Source organism: Nitratireductor sp. OM-1, assembly GCF_003296175.1.
GTDB classification, from domain to species: Bacteria; Pseudomonadota; Alphaproteobacteria; order Rhizobiales; family Rhizobiaceae; genus Nitratireductor; species Nitratireductor aquimarinus.
In genome coordinates, this window is the sequence record NZ_CP029209.1 from 449796 (window position 1) to 470478 (window position 20683).

16 protein-coding genes and 1 pseudogene are annotated in these 20683 nt (G+C 61.6%); 9 read left to right on the plus strand and 8 right to left on the minus strand.

Annotated elements, in window-relative coordinates; all coding sequences use genetic code 11:
• Position 1 precedes the first annotated feature (1 nt).
• The 3 genes from DEJ54_RS21200 to DEJ54_RS21210 are packed head-to-tail and all read left to right on the plus strand — an operon-like array spanning position 2 to position 2808.
• Positions 2–1030, plus strand: a complete 1029-nt coding sequence (locus tag DEJ54_RS21200) for an NAD(P)-dependent oxidoreductase (protein WP_113157131.1) — start codon at positions 2–4, stop codon at positions 1028–1030.
• Positions 1017–1739, plus strand: a complete 723-nt coding sequence (locus tag DEJ54_RS21205) for a TetR/AcrR family transcriptional regulator (protein ID WP_113156745.1) — start codon at positions 1017–1019, stop codon at positions 1737–1739. Before DEJ54_RS21200 ends, DEJ54_RS21205 begins: the two co-directional genes overlap by 14 nt.
• Before the next feature lie 16 nt (positions 1740–1755).
• Entirely contained in the window at positions 1756–2808 is a 1053-nt protein-coding gene (locus DEJ54_RS21210) for a dihydrodipicolinate synthase family protein (RefSeq protein WP_113156746.1), read from the plus strand.
• Between the two features lie 27 nt (positions 2809–2835).
• Here DEJ54_RS21210 and DEJ54_RS21215 read toward each other — a convergent pair whose 3' ends face one another.
• The 8 genes and pseudogenes from DEJ54_RS21215 to DEJ54_RS21250 all read right to left on the minus strand — a co-directional run bounded on the left by DEJ54_RS21215 (position 2836) and on the right by DEJ54_RS21250 (position 12858).
• Entirely contained in the window at positions 2836–3789 is a 954-nt protein-coding gene (locus DEJ54_RS21215; RefSeq protein ID WP_113156747.1) for an ABC transporter ATP-binding protein, read from the minus strand.
• Positions 3786–4769 carry an ABC transporter ATP-binding protein gene (locus tag DEJ54_RS21220; RefSeq protein ID WP_113156748.1) on the minus strand — a complete coding sequence of 328 codons (984 nt, stop codon included), beginning with the start codon at positions 4767–4769 and terminating at the stop codon, positions 3786–3788. The genes DEJ54_RS21215 and DEJ54_RS21220 overlap by 4 nt, the downstream gene beginning before the upstream one ends.
• A 1-nt stretch (position 4770) precedes the next feature.
• Positions 4771–5646: a D,D-dipeptide ABC transporter permease gene (gene ddpC, locus DEJ54_RS21225; protein WP_113156749.1), complete on the minus strand. Its 876-nt coding sequence runs from the start codon at positions 5644–5646 to the stop codon at positions 4771–4773.
• Positions 5646–6662 carry an ABC transporter permease gene (locus tag DEJ54_RS21230; RefSeq protein ID WP_113156750.1) on the minus strand — a complete coding sequence of 339 codons (1017 nt, stop codon included), beginning with the start codon at positions 6660–6662 and terminating at the stop codon, positions 5646–5648. The genes ddpC and DEJ54_RS21230 overlap by 1 nt, the downstream gene beginning before the upstream one ends.
• A 95-nt stretch (positions 6663–6757) precedes the next feature.
• Entirely contained in the window at positions 6758–8317 is a 1560-nt protein-coding gene (locus tag DEJ54_RS21235) for an ABC transporter substrate-binding protein (protein WP_113157132.1), read from the minus strand.
• Between the two features lie 30 nt (positions 8318–8347).
• Positions 8348–9652 (minus strand): D-serine ammonia-lyase, encoded by a 1305-nt coding sequence (locus DEJ54_RS21240; RefSeq protein ID WP_113156751.1) that lies wholly within the window; start codon positions 9650–9652, stop codon positions 8348–8350.
• A gap of 46 nt (positions 9653–9698) precedes the next feature.
• Positions 9699–11575: pseudogene (locus DEJ54_RS23790) on the minus strand (ABC transporter ATP-binding protein).
• Between the two features lie 164 nt (positions 11576–11739).
• Positions 11740–12858 (minus strand): LysR substrate-binding domain-containing protein, encoded by a 1119-nt coding sequence (locus DEJ54_RS21250; protein ID WP_245447818.1) that lies wholly within the window; start codon positions 12856–12858, stop codon positions 11740–11742.
• Between DEJ54_RS21250 and DEJ54_RS21255 the strand changes: the two genes are divergently transcribed.
• From DEJ54_RS21255 to DEJ54_RS21280, 6 genes are all read left to right on the plus strand, one after another.
• Entirely contained in the window at positions 12851–14776 is a 1926-nt protein-coding gene (locus tag DEJ54_RS21255) for an ABC transporter substrate-binding protein (protein WP_113156753.1), read from the plus strand. The two genes, DEJ54_RS21250 and DEJ54_RS21255, sit on opposite strands and share 8 nt — an antisense overlap.
• Positions 14777–14851: 75 nt before the next feature.
• Positions 14852–15889, plus strand: coding sequence for an ABC transporter permease (locus DEJ54_RS21260; RefSeq protein ID WP_113157133.1), 1038 nt, complete (start codon positions 14852–14854; stop codon positions 15887–15889).
• The gene (locus DEJ54_RS21265) at positions 15886–16758 is read left to right on the plus strand and encodes an ABC transporter permease (RefSeq protein WP_113156754.1); all 873 of its coding nucleotides are present in this window, start codon (positions 15886–15888) and stop codon (positions 16756–16758) included. The genes DEJ54_RS21260 and DEJ54_RS21265 overlap by 4 nt, the downstream gene beginning before the upstream one ends.
• Before the next feature lie 9 nt (positions 16759–16767).
• On the plus strand, positions 16768–18426 hold the full coding sequence (locus DEJ54_RS21270; RefSeq protein ID WP_113156755.1) for a serine hydrolase: 1659 nt from the start codon (positions 16768–16770) through the stop codon (positions 18424–18426).
• A 17-nt stretch (positions 18427–18443) separates the two neighbouring features.
• A complete protein-coding gene (locus tag DEJ54_RS21275; protein WP_113156756.1) occupies positions 18444–19559 on the plus strand; it encodes a mandelate racemase/muconate lactonizing enzyme family protein in 1116 nt (371 codons plus the stop codon).
• Positions 19556–20668, plus strand: a complete 1113-nt coding sequence (locus tag DEJ54_RS21280) for a pyridoxal phosphate-dependent aminotransferase family protein (RefSeq protein WP_113156757.1) — start codon at positions 19556–19558, stop codon at positions 20666–20668. Before DEJ54_RS21275 ends, DEJ54_RS21280 begins: the two co-directional genes overlap by 4 nt.
• Positions 20669–20683 lie beyond the last annotated feature (15 nt).

The window sequence follows — 20683 nt, forward strand, 5'->3', positions numbered from 1 at the left end:
CATGACCCGATCCCTGCCTGACACCGTTCTGGATGAAGCCCAGCTCGAAGACATGCTGTCGCAGCCGAGCGACCGCCTTGTTTCCGTCCTCGCCGAGCTGGATGGCGACATCACCATTCTTGGCGTTGGCGGCAAGATGGGGCCGACGCTTGCGCGCATGGCCAAGCGCGCCGCGCCCCACAAGCGCGTCATCGGCGTCGCCCGTTTCTCCGAGCCGGGGCTGAAAGAAAAGCTGGAAGGCTGGGGCATCGAGACCGTTTCATGCGATCTTCTCGACCGCGAAGCGGTGGAAAGCCTCGAAAAGACGGAGAATGTGCTTTTCATGGCTGGCCGCAAATTCGGTTCCAGCGGCAATCAGGGCCTGACCTGGGCCATGAATGTTCAGGTTCCTGCGATTGTCGCCGAGGCGTTCAAGGACTCGCGCATCGTCGCCTTCTCGACGGCCTGCGTTTATCCGTTCGTCAAGATCACCGAGCAGGGCGCGCGTGAAGATGTGGTGCTCGACCCGCCGGGCGAATACGCCAATTCCTGCGTGGGCCGCGAGCGCATGTTCGAGCATTTCGCCAGCGTGCATGGCACGCGCGTGGCGCTGATCCGTCTCTCCTACGCAATCGACATGCGTTATGGCGTTCTGCACGATGTCGCCAATGCGGTGCAGCAGGGCGAGCCCGTGCAGATCGACAGCGGCCATTGCAATGTGATCTGGCAGGGCGATGCAAACGACATTGCGTTGCAGTCGCTGGCATACGCGGATAATCCGCCCTTTGTGCTCAACCTTTCGGGTCCGGAACTGGTCAATGTGCGCAGCCTCGCGCAGAAGTTTGGCGAGTTCTTCGGCAAGGAGCCGGTTCTGGAAGGTTCCGAGCAGGAGCGGGCATGGATCGTTGACACGAGCCTGCAGCAGAAACTCTTCGGCTATCCCTCCGTCCCGCTGCCGCGGCTGATAGAGTGGACGGCAGATTGGATGAAAGAGGGCGGCCGCTCGCTTGGCAAGCCGACCCATTTCGAGGTGCGCGATGGAAAATACTGACCGGCCTACGGCCGGCGCCGGGGCAGCGAAGAAAAACGGGTCCGGAACGGGCCAGAAGGCGACGCGCGACGCAGCGGCGACGCGCGCCCGCATTCTCAACGCTGCCTCGAAGGAGTTTGCGAAGAAAGGACTGAAGGGAACGCGCATCGACGCGATCGCCAAGCGTGCGCGCTGTAACAAGGCCCTGATTTACCACTATTTCGGTAACAAGGAGGCCCTGTTCAGCACGGTTCTGGAGAGGAATTACGAAGCCATCCGCAGCGCCGAGCGTCAGCTCGACCTGGCCCACCGCGAGCCGGTGGCTGCCATGCGGGAGCTTATCGGTTTCTCTTTCGACTATGTGAGCGCGCACCCGGAGTTCATATCGCTCATCAACGATGAGAACATGCACGGTGGCGTGCATGTGGCTCATTCGGTCAAGGCGCGGGACCTCAACAGCCCGCTCGTGGCGATGATCGAGACGATCCTGGAGCGCGGGCAGGGCGAGGGCAAGTTCCGCTCCGGCGTCGATCCCGTGCAGCTCTACATCTCCATCGCAAGCATCTGCTACTTCTTCATTGCCAACCGGTCGACACTGTCGGCGATCTTCGGCCTGCCGAAGACGTCCGAAGTGCTCGCGCAGCGCCGCGAGCACGTGATCGAGGTCATTCTGGGTTATCTGCGCCCGGAGGCCGACGGACAGGACCTGCCTTCCATGCCGAAGGCCTGACAACGAAAGTTTCAACATGAAAATCAGCGATCTTCCCGCAACGCCGCTTGCCGCACTGCGCAAGGGAGGCGTGATCCCGGCGCATCCGCTGGCGCTTGATGCCGACCGCCGGCTCGATGAACGCCGTCAGCGCGCGTTGTCGCGTTACTACCTCGATGCGGGCTCCATCGGGCTTGCCGTGGCCGTTCACACCACGCAGTTCGAGATCCGCGATCATGGTCTTCTGGAGCCGGTTCTTTCGCTGGCGGCGGAAGAAGCGAACGCTCATGCGAGCACCCCCTTCATGGTGGCCGGCGCGGTCGGCAAGACCGAACAGGCCGTGCGCGAGGCCGTGCTTGCACGCTCCAAGGGCTATCACGCGGTGCTTCTCAGCCTGGCGGCGATGCGCGATGCGAGCGTGGACGAACTGATTGCTCATTGCCGCGCCGTTGCCGGTGTTATCCCGGTGGTGGGCTTCTACCTGCAGACCGCCGTTGGCGGGCAGCCTCTGCCCTATGCATTCTGGCGACGTTTCGCCGAGATCGAGAATGTGGTGGCGATCAAGATGGCGCCGTTCAACCGCTACCGCACGCTCGACGTGGTGCGCGCGGTGATCGACGCCCGCGCGGAAGACCGCATCACGCTCTACACCGGCAATGACGATCACATCGTCTCCGATCTGATGACGAAGTTCACCTTCATGCGCGACGGTGCGCCGGTCAGCGTGCGGATCAAGGGCGGGCTTCTGGGGCACTGGTCGGTCTGGACGCGCAAGGCCGTGGCGTTGCTCGAAGATATCCATGAGCGCCCCGACAGCAGGAGCGCCAGCGAGTGGCTGGAGTTCGACGCCCGCACCACCGACGCCAATGGCGTTCTGTTTGACGTGGCAAACGATTTTGCCGGCTGCATTGCCTGCCTGCACGAAGTCCTGCGTCGGCAGGGCCTGCTTGAAGGAACCTGGTGCCTCAATCCGGACGAGACCATGGGGCCCGGCCAGATGGAAGAGCTCGAGCGCATCTGCCGGGATTATCCCGAACTCAACGACGACGCCTTCGTTGCCGCCAATCTGGAGCGCTGGCTGACGGCCTGACTATCTGGCAAAACGGCAGGCGGCCGGTTATCCGGCCGCTGTCAGGGCAAGTTCTTCGGCGCGGCAGCAGCGCACGCCGTCGATGAGCTGTTGCGGCTGCCGGCAGGCCTCGGTGGCGAAGGAACAGCGATCGAAGAAGAAGCAGCCGCTGGGAAGCCGGCGGTTGCTCGGCAATTCGGTTTCCTCGATGAATTCGCCGAGCCCGTCTTCTTCGAGCTTGGGAACGCTGCCCAGAAGAAGCTGCGTATAGGGGTGGCGCGGGTGCGCCAGCAGACTTGCGGCGTCGCCGATCTCGACGATCTGGCCGAGATACATAACGGCCACGCGGCGGCACATATGGCTGATCACCGATATGTCGTGCGAGATGAAGATGTAGGTGAGACTGCGTTCACGCTGCAGCTCATCGAGCAGGTTGAGGATCTGCGCCTGAACCGAAATGTCGAGCGCCGAGGTTGGCTCGTCGAGCACGATCACATCGGGATCGGAAGAGAGCGCCCGGGCAATCGCAATACGCTGTCTCTGACCACCCGAAAACTCATGCGGGTACCGGTCCAGCGTTTCCTCGCGCAGCCCCACCTTGGCGGCAAGCTCCACGGCCAGCCGCCGCAGTTCCGCCGTCGATTTGCGCTGTCGCGCAAAGACCGGCTCGGTGATCACGCGCCAGACGCGCATGCGTGAATTCAGGGATGACTGCGGATCCTGAAACACGATCTGCAATGCGGACTCGTCGCTCGCGGCCGCGCCTGAAACAAGGCCTTCGCTCGGTGGAAGAAGCCCAAGCAGCACCTGCGCGAGCGTGCTCTTGCCGCAGCCCGATTCCCCGACAATGCCCAGCGTTTCGCCGCGCTGAACGTCGAGATCCACCCCGTTCAGCGCGTGCACATGCGATGTGGGTCTGCCCAGCAAGTCGGAGCCGGAGGGAAAGCGGACGCTGATGTCGGAAAGCTCCAGCACGGTGTCGCGTGTTTTGCTGCCGCTCATGCCGCATGCTCCTTCTCACACAGCCAGCAGGCCGATGCGCGGTTGTCCTCATCAAGCGAAAACAGCGGAGGAATGGCGCTGCAGGCCTCGAAAGCGCTGTCGCATCTTTCACGGAAGGCGCAGCCGGTCGGCATGTCGGTCAGGTTTGGAACAACGCCACGGATCGACCGCAGCGGTTGTCCCGGCGCCGCGCTCTCGGGCAGGGCGCGGATCAGAGCCTGCGTATAGGGGTGTTTCGGCGTGCGCAGCACCTCCCGTGTAGGCCCTGTTTCCACCACCGATCCGGCATACATCACATAAAGCCGGTCGCAGAATTGCGACACGACGGCCAGGTCATGCGAGATGAACAGAATGGCCGTGTTCAGCTCCCGGGCCTTCTGGCGCAGCAATTGCAGCACCTGTTTCTGAACCGTCACATCGAGTGCGGTGGTCGGTTCGTCGGCGATCAGGAGTTTGGGCGAACAGGCGAAGGCCAGGCCGATGAGAATGCGCTGTCGCATGCCGCCGGACAGCTCGAACGGATAGCGTTCGAGAATTTCCTCGGCATCGTTGATGCGCATGTCCGTCAGCAGCTTGATCGCGTGGAGCCTGGCCTCACGCTCGCTCAGCTTTGTGTGCAGCCGGATGACGCCGAGCATCTGTGCGCCGACCTTCTTGGTCGGGTTCAGGGCGGTCAGCGGTTCCTGAAAGATCATAGCAACATCGCGGCCACGCATCGATGCAAGCTTCTGCTCGCTGAGAGCGAGCATGTCCTGGCCGAGCAGGGTGATGCGGCCAGAACGAATCCTGAAGGATTCGCTCGGTAGCAGGCGCATCGCGGTCATGGCGGTGACGGATTTCGCGGAGCCCGATTCACCGACAATGCCGACGATCTCTCCCTCCTGCACATGGAGGGAGACGCGGTTCACCGCGCTGACCGTGCCCTTGTAGACAGGGAATTCGAGAGACAGATTGTCGATATCCAGAACGGTCTTGCGCATGTCAGCGTGCTTTCTGGCGCGGGTCGAGCATGTCGCGCACGCCGTCGCCGAAAAGATTGAAGCCGGTGGCGGTGAACAGGATCGCAAAGCCGGGGAAGCCCGAATACCACCACTGGTCGAGAATGTAGTTTCGCCCCGTCGCTACCATCGCGCCCCACTCGGCCGTGGGCTGCTGCGCACCAAGGCCAATGAAGCTGAGCGCCGAGGCGAGGAGGATCGTGCTGCCGAGGTCCAGCGTGCCCTGCACGATCACGGGAGAGAGCGTGTTCGGCAGGATATGCCATCGCAATATGTGCAGCCGCCCCGCGCGGAACGTGTGGGCCGCCTTCACATAGGCCATCTCGCGAACGATAAGCGCCTGTCCGCGCACGAGCCGCACATAGAAGGGTATCCGCACGATCGCGATGGCAAGCGCCGCGTTGACCAGGCTGGGGCCAAGCGCTGCGGCAAGCGCCAGGATCAGCGCCAGCGAGGGAACGGAAAGAACCACGTCCATCAGGCGCATGATCACCGTATCCGTGCGTCCGCCGATCAGGCCGGACAGCGCCCCCAGAACCGTTCCCGTGAGGCCGGCCAGAAACACGACGAAGAAACCGACGGCGATGGACTGTCGGCCGCCAAAGAGGATGCGGCTATAGATGTCGCGACCGACTTCGTCCGTGCCGAAGAAGTGCGCCATGGAGGGCGGTGCAAGCCTTGCGCGCAGGTCGATGGCGTTGGGGTCGTGCGTGGCGAAAACAGGCGCGAATATCACCACGATGAGAACCAGAACCACCATGATCAGGCCGACCATGGTGAGAGGGCTGCGCTTCAGCTGGTAGCCGAAATACCCGAAGTCGAATCTGGACCTTTTGGCCGTGCTTTGTGCTTCCGCCATCAGTTGACGCTCCTGATGCGAGGATCGATCACCATGTAGAGGAGGTCGACGGCCAGATTGACAAGGACATAGGCGAAGGACACCACGACGGTGAAGCCCATCACGGCCGGGAAATCCAGTGCCTGAATGGAATTGACCACATAGGCGCCCATGCCGGGCCAGGCGAAAACCGTCTCAGTGAGAACCGCCCCATAGAGAAGATCGCCGAGAGCCAGTCCCATGACCGTGACCGACGGAATGAGCGCATTGGGCAGCGCCTCCCGGAAGATGACGCTCCGGCGGCTGAGGCCATTGGCGCGCGCGGTGCGCACATAGTCCTGCTGCAATTCTTCCAGCATGGCCGAACGGATTTGCCGGGCGACCACGCCCAGATGCACGAAGCCGAGTGTAAGGGCTGGCAGGATGATGTGGCGGAGGGCGCTGGTGAAGGCCGTCATGTCGCCGGCAAGGAGAGAGTCGATCAGAAGAAAGCCGGTTATCGTGGGTGGGCGGGGTATGTCAGGATTTATCCGTCCGCCACCCGGCAGAATTCCCAGATCGCCATAGAACAGGACAATCAGAAGAAGCCCGAGCCAGAAGGCCGGCGTGGAAATGCCCGTCACCGCCAGTGCGCGGACCAGATGGTCGATGGGCTTGTCGCGCCATACGGCCGAGGCAACGCCAAGCGGAACACCAACGGCTGTCGCCAGCATCAGCGCCACAAGCGCCAGTTCCATCGTCGCCGGAAAATAGAGTTTGAGGTCTTCCGCAACGGGTCTGCGTGTGCGCAGGGAGGTTCCCAGATCGCCGGAGAGAATGCCCTTGAGATAGATCCAGTATTGTTCGGGCAGAGGCTTGTTGAGCCCCATGTCTTCACGAACACGCTCGACGATTTCAGGGGTGGCCCGGTCGCCCGCAACCAGCATCGCCGGATCGCCGGGTATGAGATGCGAAATGGCGAAGGTGATCATCGACACGCCGACCACCACAAGAGCAAGGAAAAGCAGTCGTTTCCTTATCACATTCAGATATTGCACAGTTCACCTTCACCTGAATTCTGCTAGACGTGACCCGTGCACCGCCCCGGAACGGCCATTTGCTCCGGGGCGGTGCATGTCGTTTCAGCCGTGCATCACTTGCTCATGCCGGCGATGTTGTAGATGTCCAGGAGCATCGGGTTGAAAACGAACCCTTCGACATTGTCGCGCATGGCGATGCGGTAGTCTTTCTGGAAGAGATAGACGTAAGCCGCTTCGTCGGTCACGATCTTCTGCACCTCGGCATAGAGCTTCTCGCGCTCTGCCTGATCGCTGCTCAGCGCCGCTTTCCTCAGGAGCTCGTCGACCTTCTCGTTCGTGTACCAGGACCGGTTGCCGGCAAGGCCGTGGCGATCGGAATCGAACCAGTAGCTGGTGAACATGTAGGGGTCAGCGAAATCCGGGGTCCAGTTGCCCGTCGCCATGCCGAAATCGCCCGTGTCGAAGCGTTCGCGCATGGTCGCGTTGGCAAGCTTCTCCAGTTTAACGTTCAGCCCGATCTCAGCCAGATTGGCCTGGGTTGCGATGGCGATGGGCTCCCAGTTCGGGTCGACATCGGAGTAGAGGAAGGTGATCTCCGCGCCATCGGCCCCGGCGCTTGCGAGCAGTTCCTTGGCCTTGTCGACATTGCGGTTGTATTGGATGACGCTCTCGTCGCGTCCCCACATGCCGTCCGGGATCGGGCCGTGCATCTGCTTGCCGTTGCCATTGAGGATGCCGTCGATCAGCCCCTCATAGTCAACCGCATAGGAGATCGCCCTGCGCACGTCGGCATTGTCGAGCGGCGCCTTCTGGTTGTTCATGTAGAGATAGGTGACGCGCAGGCTTGGATAGTTCTGGACCGCGATGCCGTCCTTGCTCTCCAGCGCCTCGAGCTGGTCTTCCGGCAGGGCTTCGGCGATGTCCACATCGCCTGCCTCAAGCTGCAGTCGCCGCGCGGAAGCCTCACCGATGATGACGATGCGCATCTTGTCGATGGCGGGCTTGTCACCGCCATAATGCGGGTTGGGCTCCATCGTGATGGTCTGGCCGCGTTCCCAGTTGGCCAGGCGATATGGGCCCGAGCCGGCGGTGTTGGAGGCGAGATACGCCTTGCCGTCATCGTCGCCCTGTTCGGCAATTTTGGGGTTGACGATGGCAGCGCCGTTGTTTGCCAGTGCATAAAGGAAGGGAGCGTAGGTCTCGCCCAGCTTGAAAGAGACGGTCATCGGATCGACGACAGTCACTTCCACACCGCTCGGCAGCGCTTCCGAGGGGCCCTGACCAATGCGGAACAGCCGGTCGAAAGAAAACTTTACGGCGTTCGCATCAACGGCCGTGCCGTCATCGAATTTCTGCCCGTCCTTTAGCTTGAAGGTCCAGGTAAGACCGTCTTCAGAGGCTTCCCAGCTGTCGGCGAGGTCGCCGGTCACGCTGGTCAGTCCTTTCCCGTCCTTCGTCTCATATTTCATGAGGCGCTGATAGGCCGGGTAAGTCACGGTCCAGTCGTTGTTGTCCATCGTCACGGCAGGATCGAGCGACTGCGGATCGGCTGGCTTGGCGATGACAAGCGTGTCGGCCGGCGCTGCCGCCAGTGTCGCGGTCGAACCGCCTGCCAGAACGGACAGGGCCGTTGCGCCGGCAAGAAACACCCTGCGCGATAATGTCAGGTTCATCATTTGCGTACCTCCCAGAAATGCGTGCTTTTACATTGACGAAATCAGATCGTTTCCTCGTGCCAGAGCGGCTGCGAATTCCGTTTCGGGCTGATATGCGCCGCCGGTCGTCCAGATCACGCGTGTGATCTCCCTGTCGCTGTCCGGCACTTCTATCTCCCCCCCGAATTCGACAAGTGCAGCAAACCCTGAAGCGGCCGAAGGTTCAAGTCGCATCTTTTCAAGACGCCACATATGCGTGAGCCAGATCAGCAGGGATTCGTCGCTGACAGTGGCTATGCCTTCGACCATATGCCGGGTCTCGCGGGCCACGAGCTGCGAAGCCTGTGCTACGGCCAGACCATCGGCGATTGTCCGGTTGTCCAGGCCGAAATCATAGACGCTGACCGGACGGTCAATGCCGAGCGCCAGCTGCACCAGCATGCAGGGCGATGCGACGGGCTCGACATAGATGCAGCGCACGGCGTCTCCAAAAACGCGTTTCAGACCAAATGTGACGCCACCGGGCGCGCCGCCCACGCCGCAAGGCAGGTAGACATGCAGCGGGTGGTTGGCGTCTACGGGGATGCCGGCCTCTTCAATCTGGTCTGCAAGTTCGCGCGCGGCCGCTGCATAGCCCATGAACAGCGTGATCGAGCGTTCATCATCGACAAAATGGCTGTCGGCCTGTCTGTCCGCCGCCTCGCGCGCGGCACACACGGCCTGCGAGAAATCGCTGCCATGCTCTACCACGCAGGCTCCAAGCGCGGTGAGCCGGTCTTTCTTCCACTGCTTGGCGTCGTGCGACATGTGCACTTCGACGTCGAAACCGAGCCTGCACCCGGCCAGACCGACGCTGTAACCCAGATTGCCCGTCGAACCGACGAGAAGCCGGTGCCTGGCAAAGAACGCTTTCGCCTCCGGCGCCGCGAGCTTCGAAAGGTCGTCGCCATCCTCCACAAGACCGGCTTCCCTGGCAATGTCGACGGCGTGTGTCAGTACCTCGAACACACCGCCGCGCGCCTTGATGCTGCCGGTGGTCTGCAGGGCGTAATCGCATTTTGCGAAAAGCCGCCCGCGTGTCAGCCCGATCATCCCGGCTATCCGGTTCAGTTCCCGCAGCTCCGAACGATTGCGGCCGCCATCGGCAGCGGTTTCAGGAAACAGCTGCGCCAGAAGCGGGCCATACCATTCCCACGCGTCTTCGGCCTCTTTCACCATCTCGCCGTCAAGCGAGCTTCGCGCCATCGCAGCGTCGACGGGGAGGGCGTGCGGATTGCGCCACCATACCGGTGTGCCGTTCGGGAGACCGGGGGGTAAAGTCCCATCGTTCATGAGTTCTGGACCTTTCATCATTTGTCACGCGGGCCGCCGGCTGGCGTTGCTCCGCTTCCCTGGACAGTCAGGCCGCATGGCTTTCCGCGCGCACGAAATGCGTGTCGGAAATCCTGTGCATGGGCCGTTGCACGGGCGTGTAATCGGGAGGGCGTACGGCGCTTGGAATCTCATCGACCATCAGGGTGCGCCGTTCCGGCCGGCGGCGCGGATCGGCCACCGGAACCGAGCCCAGAAGCTTGCGGGTATAGGGGTGCTGCGGGTTGCCGAAGACGGAGCGCCTGTCGCCAATCTCGACGATCTCGCCGAGATACATCACCGCAACCCGGTGCGCCACGCGTTCCACCACCGCCATGTCGTGGCTGATGAACAGAAGCGAAATGCCGAGTTCCGCCTGCAGGTCCATCAAGAGATTGATCACCTGCGCCTGAATGGTCACGTCGAGCGACGCCACTGCTTCGTCCGCTATCAGGAGCTTTGGATCGAGGGCGAGCGCGCGTGCAATGCAGATGCGCTGCCGCTGGCCGCCGGAAAAGGCGTGCGGATAGCGGTCGAGATGGGTTTCGTTCAGTTCCACCCGTTTCAGAAGCTCCGCCGCCTTCCTGCGCATGTCTGCGCGGGACCCGCCCACACCCTGCACCAGCATCGGGTCGATCAGCGCGCGGGCGATGGTCATGCGCGGGTTCAGCGAGGCGAACGGATCCTGAAACACCATCTGCACGTGACGGCGAAATGATTGCAGCTTCTGCGACGATACGCCGACCGTTTCCTCGCCTTCAAAGCGGATGGAGCCGGAGACGGGGCGGTCGAGATGCATCACGGTGCGCGCGATGGTCGATTTCCCGCAGCCGGATTCTCCGACAAGCGCGAGGGTTTCGCCACGCGCGATAGAGAATGAGACATTCTCGACCGCGTGAACGCGCCCCGTGACCCGGCCAAACAGGCCCGAGCGCAGGTCGAAGCGGGTGACCAGGTTCTCGACCTCCAGAAGCGGCCGGGCATCTTGGTTTTGCGAAGGCCCGGTCATGCGCCTGCTCCGGCATTGCGGTCCCGCGAGAACTCCACGAGCGGGAACTTGGCGGGCATGTCCGTTTCCGCCATGCTGCCAAGCTGTGGAACGGCGGCAATCAGCGCCTTGGTGTATTCATGCCGGGGCGCCTCGAAAATCGAGAAAACGTCGCCCTGTTCCACAAGCACTCCGTTGTACATCACGCAGACGCGGTCGGCGACTTCTGCGACAACGCCCATATCATGCGTAATGAAGAGGGCGGACATGCCGATTTCCTCCTGAAGCGAACGCACCAGGTCGAGGATCTGCGCCTGAATGGTGACATCGAGCGCGGTGGTCGGCTCATCCAGGATGAGAAGCGACGGCTTGCAGGAGAGCGCCATGGCGATCATGACCCTCTGGCGCATGCCTCCGGAGAACTCGTGCGGATATTGCTTCATCCGCCGCGCGGCATCGGGCACGCGAACGAGCTGCAGAGTTTTCAGCGCGATCTGTTCGGCCTCGCGCATCGATTTTCCCTGATGCTGGACGATGGCCTCGCATATCTGCTCGCCGACGGTGAAGACCGGGTTGAGGCTGGACATCGGGTCCTGAAAGACGATGGAGACATCCGCCCCGCGGACATCGATCATCTTGTCCAGCGGGATGCGCGTGATCTCCATGACCCGTCCCTCGCGTCCGCGCAGTCTGATCGAACCGTCGGTGATCGTGGCCCCGTCATGCTCCGTGAGGCGCATCAGGGTCATGGCCGTCACGGATTTCCCGCTGCCCGATTCCCCGACGAGGGCCAGTGTCTCGCCCCGGTCGATGTGGAACGAGACGCCGCGCACGACTTCGATCGGCGTCTTGCTTTGCGCCGCAAAGGCAATCCTGAGGTTCTCCACCTCCAGCACCCGTTCGGCCGGCATTGCCGGTTCGGCGTCAACATGACTCATCTTTCCGCCACCTCCCCTGGACAGGTCACATCGCGTGATCGAGGGACCGTTTTGGCCAGATCGGGAGGCGAAGAGCGGGGCTTGTCAAGAGAGTCGGAAACGGGCGCGGGCGGGAAAGTCAGGCTTTGTCAGCGTTTCCGGGCGTTATGTTTTTTTTGCATAAATCATTCTGCCGCAGCTGGCCCGGCCAAATCCTGCCCGTCGGTCGTCTGTCGTGTTTCCCATGGCGTGATGGCAGGTTCGATTCCGTGCCAGAATGTTTCGAGATGCGGGCTGCGTGAGCCCTGCCGCCGGAAAAGCCTCACCTCCATGTCGAGCTGAAGTTCCGGTCCGCCGATCTGGCAGAGTTCGCCGCGTTCGATGGCGTCCCTGACGCAGCACAGCGGCAGCCAGCCCACGCCTTCGCCGGCCATCACCATGCGCTTGATGCCTTCGGAAATCGATGTCTCATACACGGTTGCCAGTGGTAGGGGGCGTTCCTGGCGCGCATGGATGAGCGAAACCAGCTTGCCCAGATAGCCATCGTTCCAGGAGTAGGCGAGATAGGGAATGCGGCTTTCCTGATCGTGATCCAGTGAATAAAGCGGCCTGCTTTCCGCATCGAGTGCGGAGACAGGAACCAGCGGATCAATGCCGAGACACACGGATTCGAAAGGTCCGGCGGTCAGAACCGGCGGGCCCTCAGGGTGGCTGTAGACGATCGCGAAATCGCTCCTGCCCATGGCGAGGGCTTCGACGCACTCGTAAAAATCGGTCGCCTGCATGCTCACCGGCAGCAGTGATCTGGAGGCATCCGCGCCCTTGATCCATTCGGGGAAAAAGAACAACGCGATTGTGTGCAGCGCGCTGAAAGAAACCGGGTTCTGGCGGGTGCCCGCCTGCTGCTGGCAATCGTTGCGCAAGCGGTATAGCTCGCGAACCAGTTCCTGGCAGCGCGGCAGGAAGAGTGTCCCGGCCTTTGTCAACTGGACCGGATAGGTGCTTCTGTCGATGAGTTCCACGCCGACCCAGCGTTCCAGTGCCTTTATGCGGCGGCTGAAGGCCGGTTGAGAGATGTTTCGCGCTGCGGCTGCGGTCGAATAATTCCGCGACGCGACAATCTCAAGGAAGTCTTCCATCCAGATGAGTTCCAAGATGCTCTCCATGCAGTTTTTGCATAGTTCATCTATAAAGAGTATTAGACAGCCTGCAAAGCTCCCCCTACCGTTTGCGCAAAAATAAGCCCGCCCAAAGGGCATATGGTTCAGCGCAGAATCTGAATTGAGGGGAAATCCAATGCTCAAGAAAATCGCCCTGTTGGCCGCCTGTGCCGTGTTTGGCCCGGTCGGAATCGGCAATGCGCAGGTCAACAATCCCGGAACTCTGGTCTTTCTCTGGACTGACGGGATCCAGTCTCTCGACCCTGCCTATATCGGCAACACGCCGAGCACCTATGCTTCCTTGAATATGTACAACCGGCTTCTTGGCTATGACGGATCGAACATTTCCGAGTTCGTTCCTTCCATCGCCTCCAAGGTGCCGTCGCTTGAAAATGGTCTGATCGAGACGGGTGAAGACGGTTCGGTTCGCTACACGTTTCCGATCCGCGAGGGGATCTATGCGCACAAGGTCGGCCTCAAGGGCGCCGACGGCAAGATCGAGTGGCGCTACTACGACGAACTGAACGAGGAGGAGCGCGGGCGCATCGAGCCGGGTTACGGTGAGATCACCGCAGAAGATGTTCGCTACAGCTTCATGCGGGCGATCCTGCAGGGCGAATCCTGGATGGCCAATGCCGTGACGGAAATGGTGACGGCGGGGACCTATCCCAATATCCGCGCCTGGGCGACGGCGCTCGCCGGTGTCGAGAACTTCGATGATCTGGACGAGGCCGGCCTTGTCGCGGTGCATGATGCGCTTGCCGAGAAAATCACCGTCGAGGATGGCAAGCTCGTTCTCACGCTGGAGAAATCCTTTCCTGCCACGCTGGGCGTGATCGCCTTGCCCTACGCCACCTCGGTGATCGACAGGGAATGGGCTGTCGACCATGGAGCCTGGCCGGGCACGGCCGACAGCTGGGTGGAGTTCCACAAGCCGGACCTTGGCGAAAGCGCCCTGTTTGAACAGGTCAATGGCAGTGGCCCGTTCATGCTTGAAGAGTGGGATCAGGGTGAAAAGCGCCTCGTGATGAAGCGTTTCGAGGGCTATATGGATGGCCCGGCGCAGCTGGAGCGTGTTGTGCTGCGCTCCGTGCCCGAATGGACCACGCGACGCCTGCAGCTCGAAGCGGGTGACGCCGATGTGGTTGCAACGCCGGTCGAATTTCTCAAGGAGATGAAGACCCGCCCGGGCATCAAGGTTCGAGAGGGGCTGCAGAACATCTTCGGACGCAGCCTGTTCTTCATGTGGCCGGTTCAGGCCGATGGCAATCCGGCAATCGGCAGCGGCAAGCTGGATGGCGCAGGCATACCGCCGGACTTCTTCGGCGACATTGATGTGCGCAAGGGCTTCAACTACGCGCAGAACTACCAGCTTCTTCTCGAGCAGGTGAACCTCGGCAACACGGTGCAGCTGCGCGGCCCGACGGTTCGTGGCCTGATGGGCTATCGCGACGACAGTCCCGTCTACAGCTTTGATCCCGAGAAAGCCGAAGAGCATTTCCGCAAGGCCTTCGATGGCAAGCTGTGGGATGTCGGCTTCGAGATGACTGCGTATATGACGGAGGGCACGCAGTTGGCAAACGCAGCGCTTTCCGTTCTCCAGCAGAATCTGGCGCGCATCAATCCCAAGTTCCGCCTCAAGATCCAGGCGCTGCCCTGGGCCACGATCTCCGACCAGATCTACACGAACAACAATCCGAGCCTGCCCATGGCCTATATGGGCTGGGGGCCGGACTATTCGGATCCGGGTGGTCCGCTGGGCGCCGCCACCTACTATCTGGCCAGCACGGGTCTTGTTGCAGGGTTCAGCGGTGAGGGCTATCGCGAGCTGATGCGCAAGGAGTTCGACGGTCTGCTCGCAGAGGCGTGGGCGCTGAACGATCCTGACAAGCGCCGGCCAATCTATGAGCGGCTGCAGGAAATGAGCCATGAATATGCGACCACGCAGTTCCTGTGGGAGGACTACACGCATGTGGTCTCGCGCGACTGGGTGGATGGCTACGTGCACAACATGATGCTGTACGGCGCATGGGATTTCTACAAGGTCACCAAGTCTGAATAGACGCCACGATCCATGAGCCTCCGCGCGCTCAGCGCGGAGGCCGCCCGGTTTCGCTCCCCCGAAGACATGGATGCCATGCTGTATTATCTCCTGCGCCGAGCGGTGTTCATTCCCGTGGTGCTGCTTGCTCTCACTCTGATGATCTTCTCCCTGCAGATGATGTTGTCGCCCGTGCAGCGGCTCGCCGCTTATGCGCCCGGGCCGGAATTTCTGAAGGGGGGCAGCGCACAGATCGCCGCTCTCATTGAGAAATACGGTCTCGATGAGCCATTTCTCGTTCAGTACAAGGAATGGCTTGGCAATGTCCTGTCGGGCAATCTCGGCTGGTCGGAGACCGCGCGTGCGCCTGTGTCTGAGGCGCTGCTGGACCTGTTTCCGGCAACGGCGGAGCTGGTCTTCTTCGCCTTCATCCCCAGCCTGTTGGGGGCCATCTGGCTTGGCACCAAGGCCGGCGTTCACCTGAACAAGGGCATCGACCACGCCATTCGCATCTTCACCATCATTGGCTGGTCGTTTCCGGTGTTCGTGTTCGGCCTGATGATGCTGCTGATCTTCTACGGCACGCTGAACTGGTTTCCGCCCGGCCGTCTCAGCCAGTGGGCGGAAGTGGTCGTGGCCGGCGACGCCTTCACCCGCTACACCGGTGTGAACACGCTGGATGCGCTACTCAACGGCAATATGGCGGTGTTCTTCGACGCTATACGGCATCTGATCGCGCCGGTCATCACGCTCACCTATGTCAACCTCGCCAGCATGACGCGGGTGATGCGCACCAGCATGCTGGAGACCCTGCGACAGGACTATATCCGCACGGCGCGCGCCAAGGGGCTTCCCGAAAAGGTCGTTCAAAACAAGCATGGGCGCAGCAATGCGATGCTGCCCGTGGTCACCATCGCCGGCATGGAGCTGGCCTACATGATGGGGGGCGTCGTGATCACTGAAACTATCTTCGACTATCATGGCATTGGCCGGTTTGCCGCCGATGCCGCGTCCAATCTGGATTTTCCCGGCGTGCTCGGCTTCGCGCTCTATTTTGCGCTCGTTCTGGTCGTCATCAATCTGGTCGTGGATCTGCTCTATCCGCTGCTCGATCCGAGGGTGAAGCTGGCATGACCGTGCTCCGTTATCTCCTGCGCAATCCGCTTTCCCTGTTCGGCCTGGTTCTGCTGATCGGCTTTGTGGTGGTGGCGCTCTTTGCGCCGCTCCTGGCGGTTCCCGAACCCTATCAGATCAGCCCTTACGACACGCCGCGCGCCGGCTTCTGGGCGCAGCCGCAGCCACCCTCCGACGAACATCCGTTCGGAACGACACAGGGCCAGTTCGATATCTATTACGGGCTGGTGTGGGGCACCCGTACGGCTTTCAAGATCGGCCTTGGCGTCGTTCTCATTTCCGTTTTCGTCGGTGTACTCATCGGCTCTGTCTCCGCGTTCTACGGCGGTCTGGTCGATGAAGTGCTGATGCGCATCGTCGACGTCTTCATGGCCGTTCCCATTCTCATCGCTGCAATGGTGCTCACGGCGCTGCTCGGCAAGGGGCTGGTGCCCATGATCATCGCGCTGAGCGCGTTTGGCTGGATGAATTATGCGCGTGTCGTGCGAAGCGAAATCCTTCGCGTGAAGGAGATGGATTTCGTGCATGCGGCGCGTGCCTATGGCACGAGCGACAGGCGTCTTATCCTCCAGCACATTCTTCCCAACACCTTCTTCCCGGTTCTGGTTCTGGCAACCATGGCGACCGGCTCCATGGTTCTGGCCGCCTCGGCGCTCAGCTTTCTCGGGGTCGGAACGGAAGAGGGCTATGCGGACTGGGGCCAGTTCATCGCCTGCTCGCGCAACTGGATCGTTGGGCAGGGCGATAACCCCTTTGCCTATTGGTACACGCTGTTTTTCCCGGGCATGGCGATCTTCCTCTTCGTTCTCTCCTGGAACCTGGTCGGAGACGCATTGCGCGACATTCTCGATCCGCGGATCGCAAAATAGGGGGCAATCTTGAGTTCAGATGTGACATCGCTCGCGGAGCGTTTTGAGAAGTTCGTCGCCTATGAAGTGGAGGACAAGGCTCTCCCTTCCGTGTCCTATGTGCTTGTCGACCGGGATGGCGTCCTGGCGAGCGGGCATGTCAGGCGCAGCGATCTGGACCATGCGATGGGTGAGGATACGGCCTTTCGCATCGGCTCACTGACGAAAATGTTCACGGCGCTTGCGCTGATGCAGCTTGCAGAAGCGGGCAAGGTCGATATCGATGCCGATATCCGGGAATATCTGCCGGAATTTTCACCGCACAATCCCTTCGACAACGACCCGTCCGGGCCGCATGGCAACAACATCACGCTGCGCAAGCTGATGAGCCACACCTCCGGTCTGGTGCGTGAGCCGAAGAGCGGACACTATCTTGATTCCCAGCGCCCGGTTCTGTCCGAAACGGTGCGCGAACTGGCGGAATCCACCCTGAAGGAAGACCCCAGCGCGGGCGTTTTCCGTTATTCCAACGCCGGCATTGCGGTCGTCGGGCGGGTGGTCGAACTCGTGTCCGGCTGCGATTTCAACACCTATGTGGCGGATCATCTCTTCCGCCCGATCGGTATGTCGAACAGCGCTAACACCGTATCGCCGGAACTTCTGGCGCGGCTTGCGCCTGCGTGGATGTGGACCATGGAAGCGGATGTTCCCGCACCCGTCTTCGATCTCGGCGGTTCGCCCGCCGGCAACATCTATTCGACGCTGTCCGACATGGGGCTCTTCGCCCGCACGCTCCTTCGTGGTGGCTTTACGTCTGACGGCGCCTCGATCATCTCGCCTGGAAGCCTGACGCGGATGTGGATGCCCGTCGGAGAACGGCCGCCGGGCTATAGCGGTGACCTGAAGGGTTATGGCCTTGGCTTCGGACTGGGAGAGGTGGATGGCTGGATGTCGATTGGCCATGGCGGCGCGGTCTATGGTTTTGCGACCCAGATGACGCTTCTGCCAGCTGCCGGTCTCGGTGCGCTGATTTTCTCGACACTGGATTTCAGCAACCAGATCGCCAGCCGGTTGACCGTGAAGGGGCTGCAACTCGCACTGGCTGATCGCAAGATGGGGGCGGCGCCGGTGCCGCCGAAGCCACGCACGCCTCTGGCTCCCGAAGAGCTGGAGGACCTCGTTGGCCATTATGCCGAGCAGGATGCGACCGAGGGCGAGGCCGTGGAAGTGCGCGCAAGCAATGGGCGGCTTTACCTTATGGGTGATGGCGTGCCGCTGGAACTTCGCCGCGTCTCAGGGGCCGATTTCCGGATCGATGGCCGCATTTACGGTGAGGGTGCGGATTACGCACATATGGATGTCGCTTTCCCGGCGCAGGACGAAATGCGCTGGAAAGACAAGGAATGGCGGAAAACCCAACCCTGTCAAAGTGAAGTTCCGGCGGAAATTGCGCCGCATCTTGGCGATTACGGGCCGGACTTCAACGTCACCAACCTGTTTTACGCCAATGGGGGGCTCAAATGCCTGATCGAATATTTCTGCACGCATGCGTGCGAACCGGTCGGTCCGGGTCGCTTCAGGATGCACGGCATCCTCTACGACAACGAGCTTCTGGAACTCGATGCCGTCGATGAGGAAGGCAGGCGGGGCATTCGTGTCGGTCAAATGTTTCTGGAGCGGCGACCCTGAGCGGTCACGAGGGTATCATGTCCATTTCGCATATCGAGATTTTCAAGGCGGGATTGCCGCTCAAGCGCCCGTTCCGGATCGCCATTGGCGAGACGAGCGTTACCGAGACGATTTTCGTCAGGGTGCATACGGATGACGGCCTCTACGGGCTCGGGGAGGCCAACCTCTTTCGGCCCGTGGTGGGCGAGACCCGGGAGGCCGCGCTGGCCAATGCGCGCGATCTGGCGCAATGGCTGATCGGCCGGGACCCGCTGGATATTGACGGTTGCGTCGCCGGCATGCGCGCCTTCCTGCCGAACAACGCCACGATCCGTTCGGCTTTCGACATGGCGCTTTATGACCTTCTGGGAAAGACGGCGCAATTGCCGCTATACGCGGTTCTGGCGGGGCCAAGGCGAGAGATCGTCACCGACAACACGGTGGGCATCGATACGCCCGAGACCATGGCTGCGCACGCTCTTGAGTTCCGCGAACGCGGCTTCACGGCGGTCAAGGTCAAGCTGGGCGCGGGCGTTGCGGAGGATGTGGCGCGCGTCGCGGCGATCCGCGACGTTCTGGGGCCGGACATCGCCATTCGGATCGACGCCAATCAGGGCTGGGACCGGGTGGACGCGCTTCAGGCGCTCAGGCGATTGTCGGCCTTTGACATCCAGTATTGCGAACAGCCTGTTGCAGCCTGGGATTTCGAGGGTCTCGCCGCCGCCCGTTCGCTTGGAGCGATCCCCATCATGGCCGATGAGGCGCTTTTCGACGAGCACGACGCCATGCGCCTCGTCACGACCGGAGCCTGCGATTATTTCAACATCAAACTGGCGAAGTCTGGCGGAATTCACGTGGCGCTGAAAATCAACGCCCTGGCTGAAGCGACAGGCATAAAATGCATGGTCGGCTGCATGACCGAGACCCGTCTGGGGCTCACCGCTGCCACGCATCTGGTCTCGTCACGCGGAAATATCGTTTTCGCGGATCTGGACGGCGCAGACATGCTGCGTGAAGATCCGGTCGTTGGCGGCATGGTCTATGGCGAGGGCGGGCGCATTATGGTGCCCGATGCTCCGGGACTTGGCGCTGATCTGGATGCCGGTTTCATCGCCGGTCTTGAATGCGAAACCATTGGGCGGAATGCAGAATGATTGTTGAGGAGCCACTGGACGCGCAGGACAGAATGGATTCGCCCATCGGCGCGCGCATGCGCATAGGCGGCCGTGACGTCGATTACTTTTGCGGAACCAGTTACCACGCCCTTCATGGGCATCCCGTCATCATTGAGGCGGCGGTGCAGGCATTGCGGACGTATGGGCTCGGCCCGGCAACCCGCGCCGACATGCCGGTCTATACTGAGACCGAAGCGCTGGTCTGTCAGCACTTCGGCTGCGATGCCGCAGCCTATGTGGCTTCCGGTTATCTCTCCATAATGGCGCTTCTGCTCGCCCTGCGTGACGACTACGATGTGGCCTTTGCCGATGAACGATCCCATTTCAGTGTGAATGACGCGCTGAAATGCGCCGAGCGGCCGGTTGTCCGTTTCAAGCACCGCGATCCGCAGCATCTTTCAGAGCAAATGCGCCGTCATCTAAAGCCCGGGCAGGTGCCTGTCGTGGTGAGCGATGGTGTGTTCCCGTCAACCGGTGCGCTCGCTCCGCTCGATGCATACGCCGATATTCTGGAAGCCTGGCCGGGCGGGCTGCTCTGCATCGACGATTCACACGGCGTCGGGGTTCTCGGCGGCACGGGGCGTGGAACGCTCGAGCATTTCGGCCTTGAAGGGGACCGTGCGTTTTGCGCCGGCACGCTCAGCAAGGCGTTTGGCGGTTTTGGCGGCGTCGTGCCGGCAAGTCGTGCGCTTGCGGAGAAAATCGCGACCAAGGGCGGTGTCGTCGCTGGCGCGTCGCCTCCGCCGGTTCCGGCTGCGGCTGCGGCTGGTGCGGGGTTGCGGCTTTTCATGGAAAGCCCGGCCATGCTCCAGTCGCTGCGCGTGAATGTGGCGCATATGCGCGTTGGCCTTGCCGAGCTGGGGCTCGCTGTTCCGCAGACGCCCGTGCCGATCTTCAATGTTCAGGCGTCGGTCGATCTGAAGCAGGTGAGCGAGAAGCTTCGCGCGCGCGACATCGTGGTGAAGCATGTGAGCGCTGACGGTTACTCGGATGCGCCGCCGGTGGAAACGCTCAGGATCGCGGTCTTCTCCAGCCATACGCCGGAGCAGATCGATGGTCTGCTCGCCGGCCTTGCCGCATATCTTTGACGCTGTCTTGTTGAC

What these genes read in the sequence shown, in the direction of transcription:
- DEJ54_RS21200 (WP_113157131.1), top strand. Translation starts at nt 2, where the DNA reads ATGACCCGATCCCTGCCTGACACCGTTCTGGATGAAGCCCAGCTCGAA.
- DEJ54_RS21205 (WP_113156745.1), top strand. Translation starts at nt 1,017, where the DNA reads ATGGAAAATACTGACCGGCCTACGGCCGGCGCCGGGGCAGCGAAGAAA.
- DEJ54_RS21210 (WP_113156746.1), top strand. Translation starts at nt 1,756, where the DNA reads ATGAAAATCAGCGATCTTCCCGCAACGCCGCTTGCCGCACTGCGCAAG.
- DEJ54_RS21215 (WP_113156747.1), bottom strand. Translation starts at nt 3,789, where the DNA reads ATGAGCGGCAGCAAAACACGCGACACCGTGCTGGAGCTTTCCGACATC.
- DEJ54_RS21220 (WP_113156748.1), bottom strand. Translation starts at nt 4,769, where the DNA reads ATGCGCAAGACCGTTCTGGATATCGACAATCTGTCTCTCGAATTCCCT.
- ddpC (WP_113156749.1), bottom strand. Translation starts at nt 5,646, where the DNA reads ATGGCGGAAGCACAAAGCACGGCCAAAAGGTCCAGATTCGACTTCGGG.
- DEJ54_RS21235 (WP_113157132.1), bottom strand. Translation starts at nt 8,317, where the DNA reads ATGAACCTGACATTATCGCGCAGGGTGTTTCTTGCCGGCGCAACGGCC.
- DEJ54_RS21240 (WP_113156751.1), bottom strand. Translation starts at nt 9,652, where the DNA reads ATGATGAAAGGTCCAGAACTCATGAACGATGGGACTTTACCCCCCGGT.
- DEJ54_RS21255 (WP_113156753.1), top strand. Translation starts at nt 12,851, where the DNA reads ATGCTCAAGAAAATCGCCCTGTTGGCCGCCTGTGCCGTGTTTGGCCCG.
- DEJ54_RS21260 (WP_113157133.1), top strand. Translation starts at nt 14,852, where the DNA reads ATGCTGTATTATCTCCTGCGCCGAGCGGTGTTCATTCCCGTGGTGCTG.
- DEJ54_RS21265 (WP_113156754.1), top strand. Translation starts at nt 15,886, where the DNA reads ATGACCGTGCTCCGTTATCTCCTGCGCAATCCGCTTTCCCTGTTCGGC.
- DEJ54_RS21275 (WP_113156756.1), top strand. Translation starts at nt 18,444, where the DNA reads ATGTCCATTTCGCATATCGAGATTTTCAAGGCGGGATTGCCGCTCAAG.
- DEJ54_RS21280 (WP_113156757.1), top strand. Translation starts at nt 19,556, where the DNA reads ATGATTGTTGAGGAGCCACTGGACGCGCAGGACAGAATGGATTCGCCC.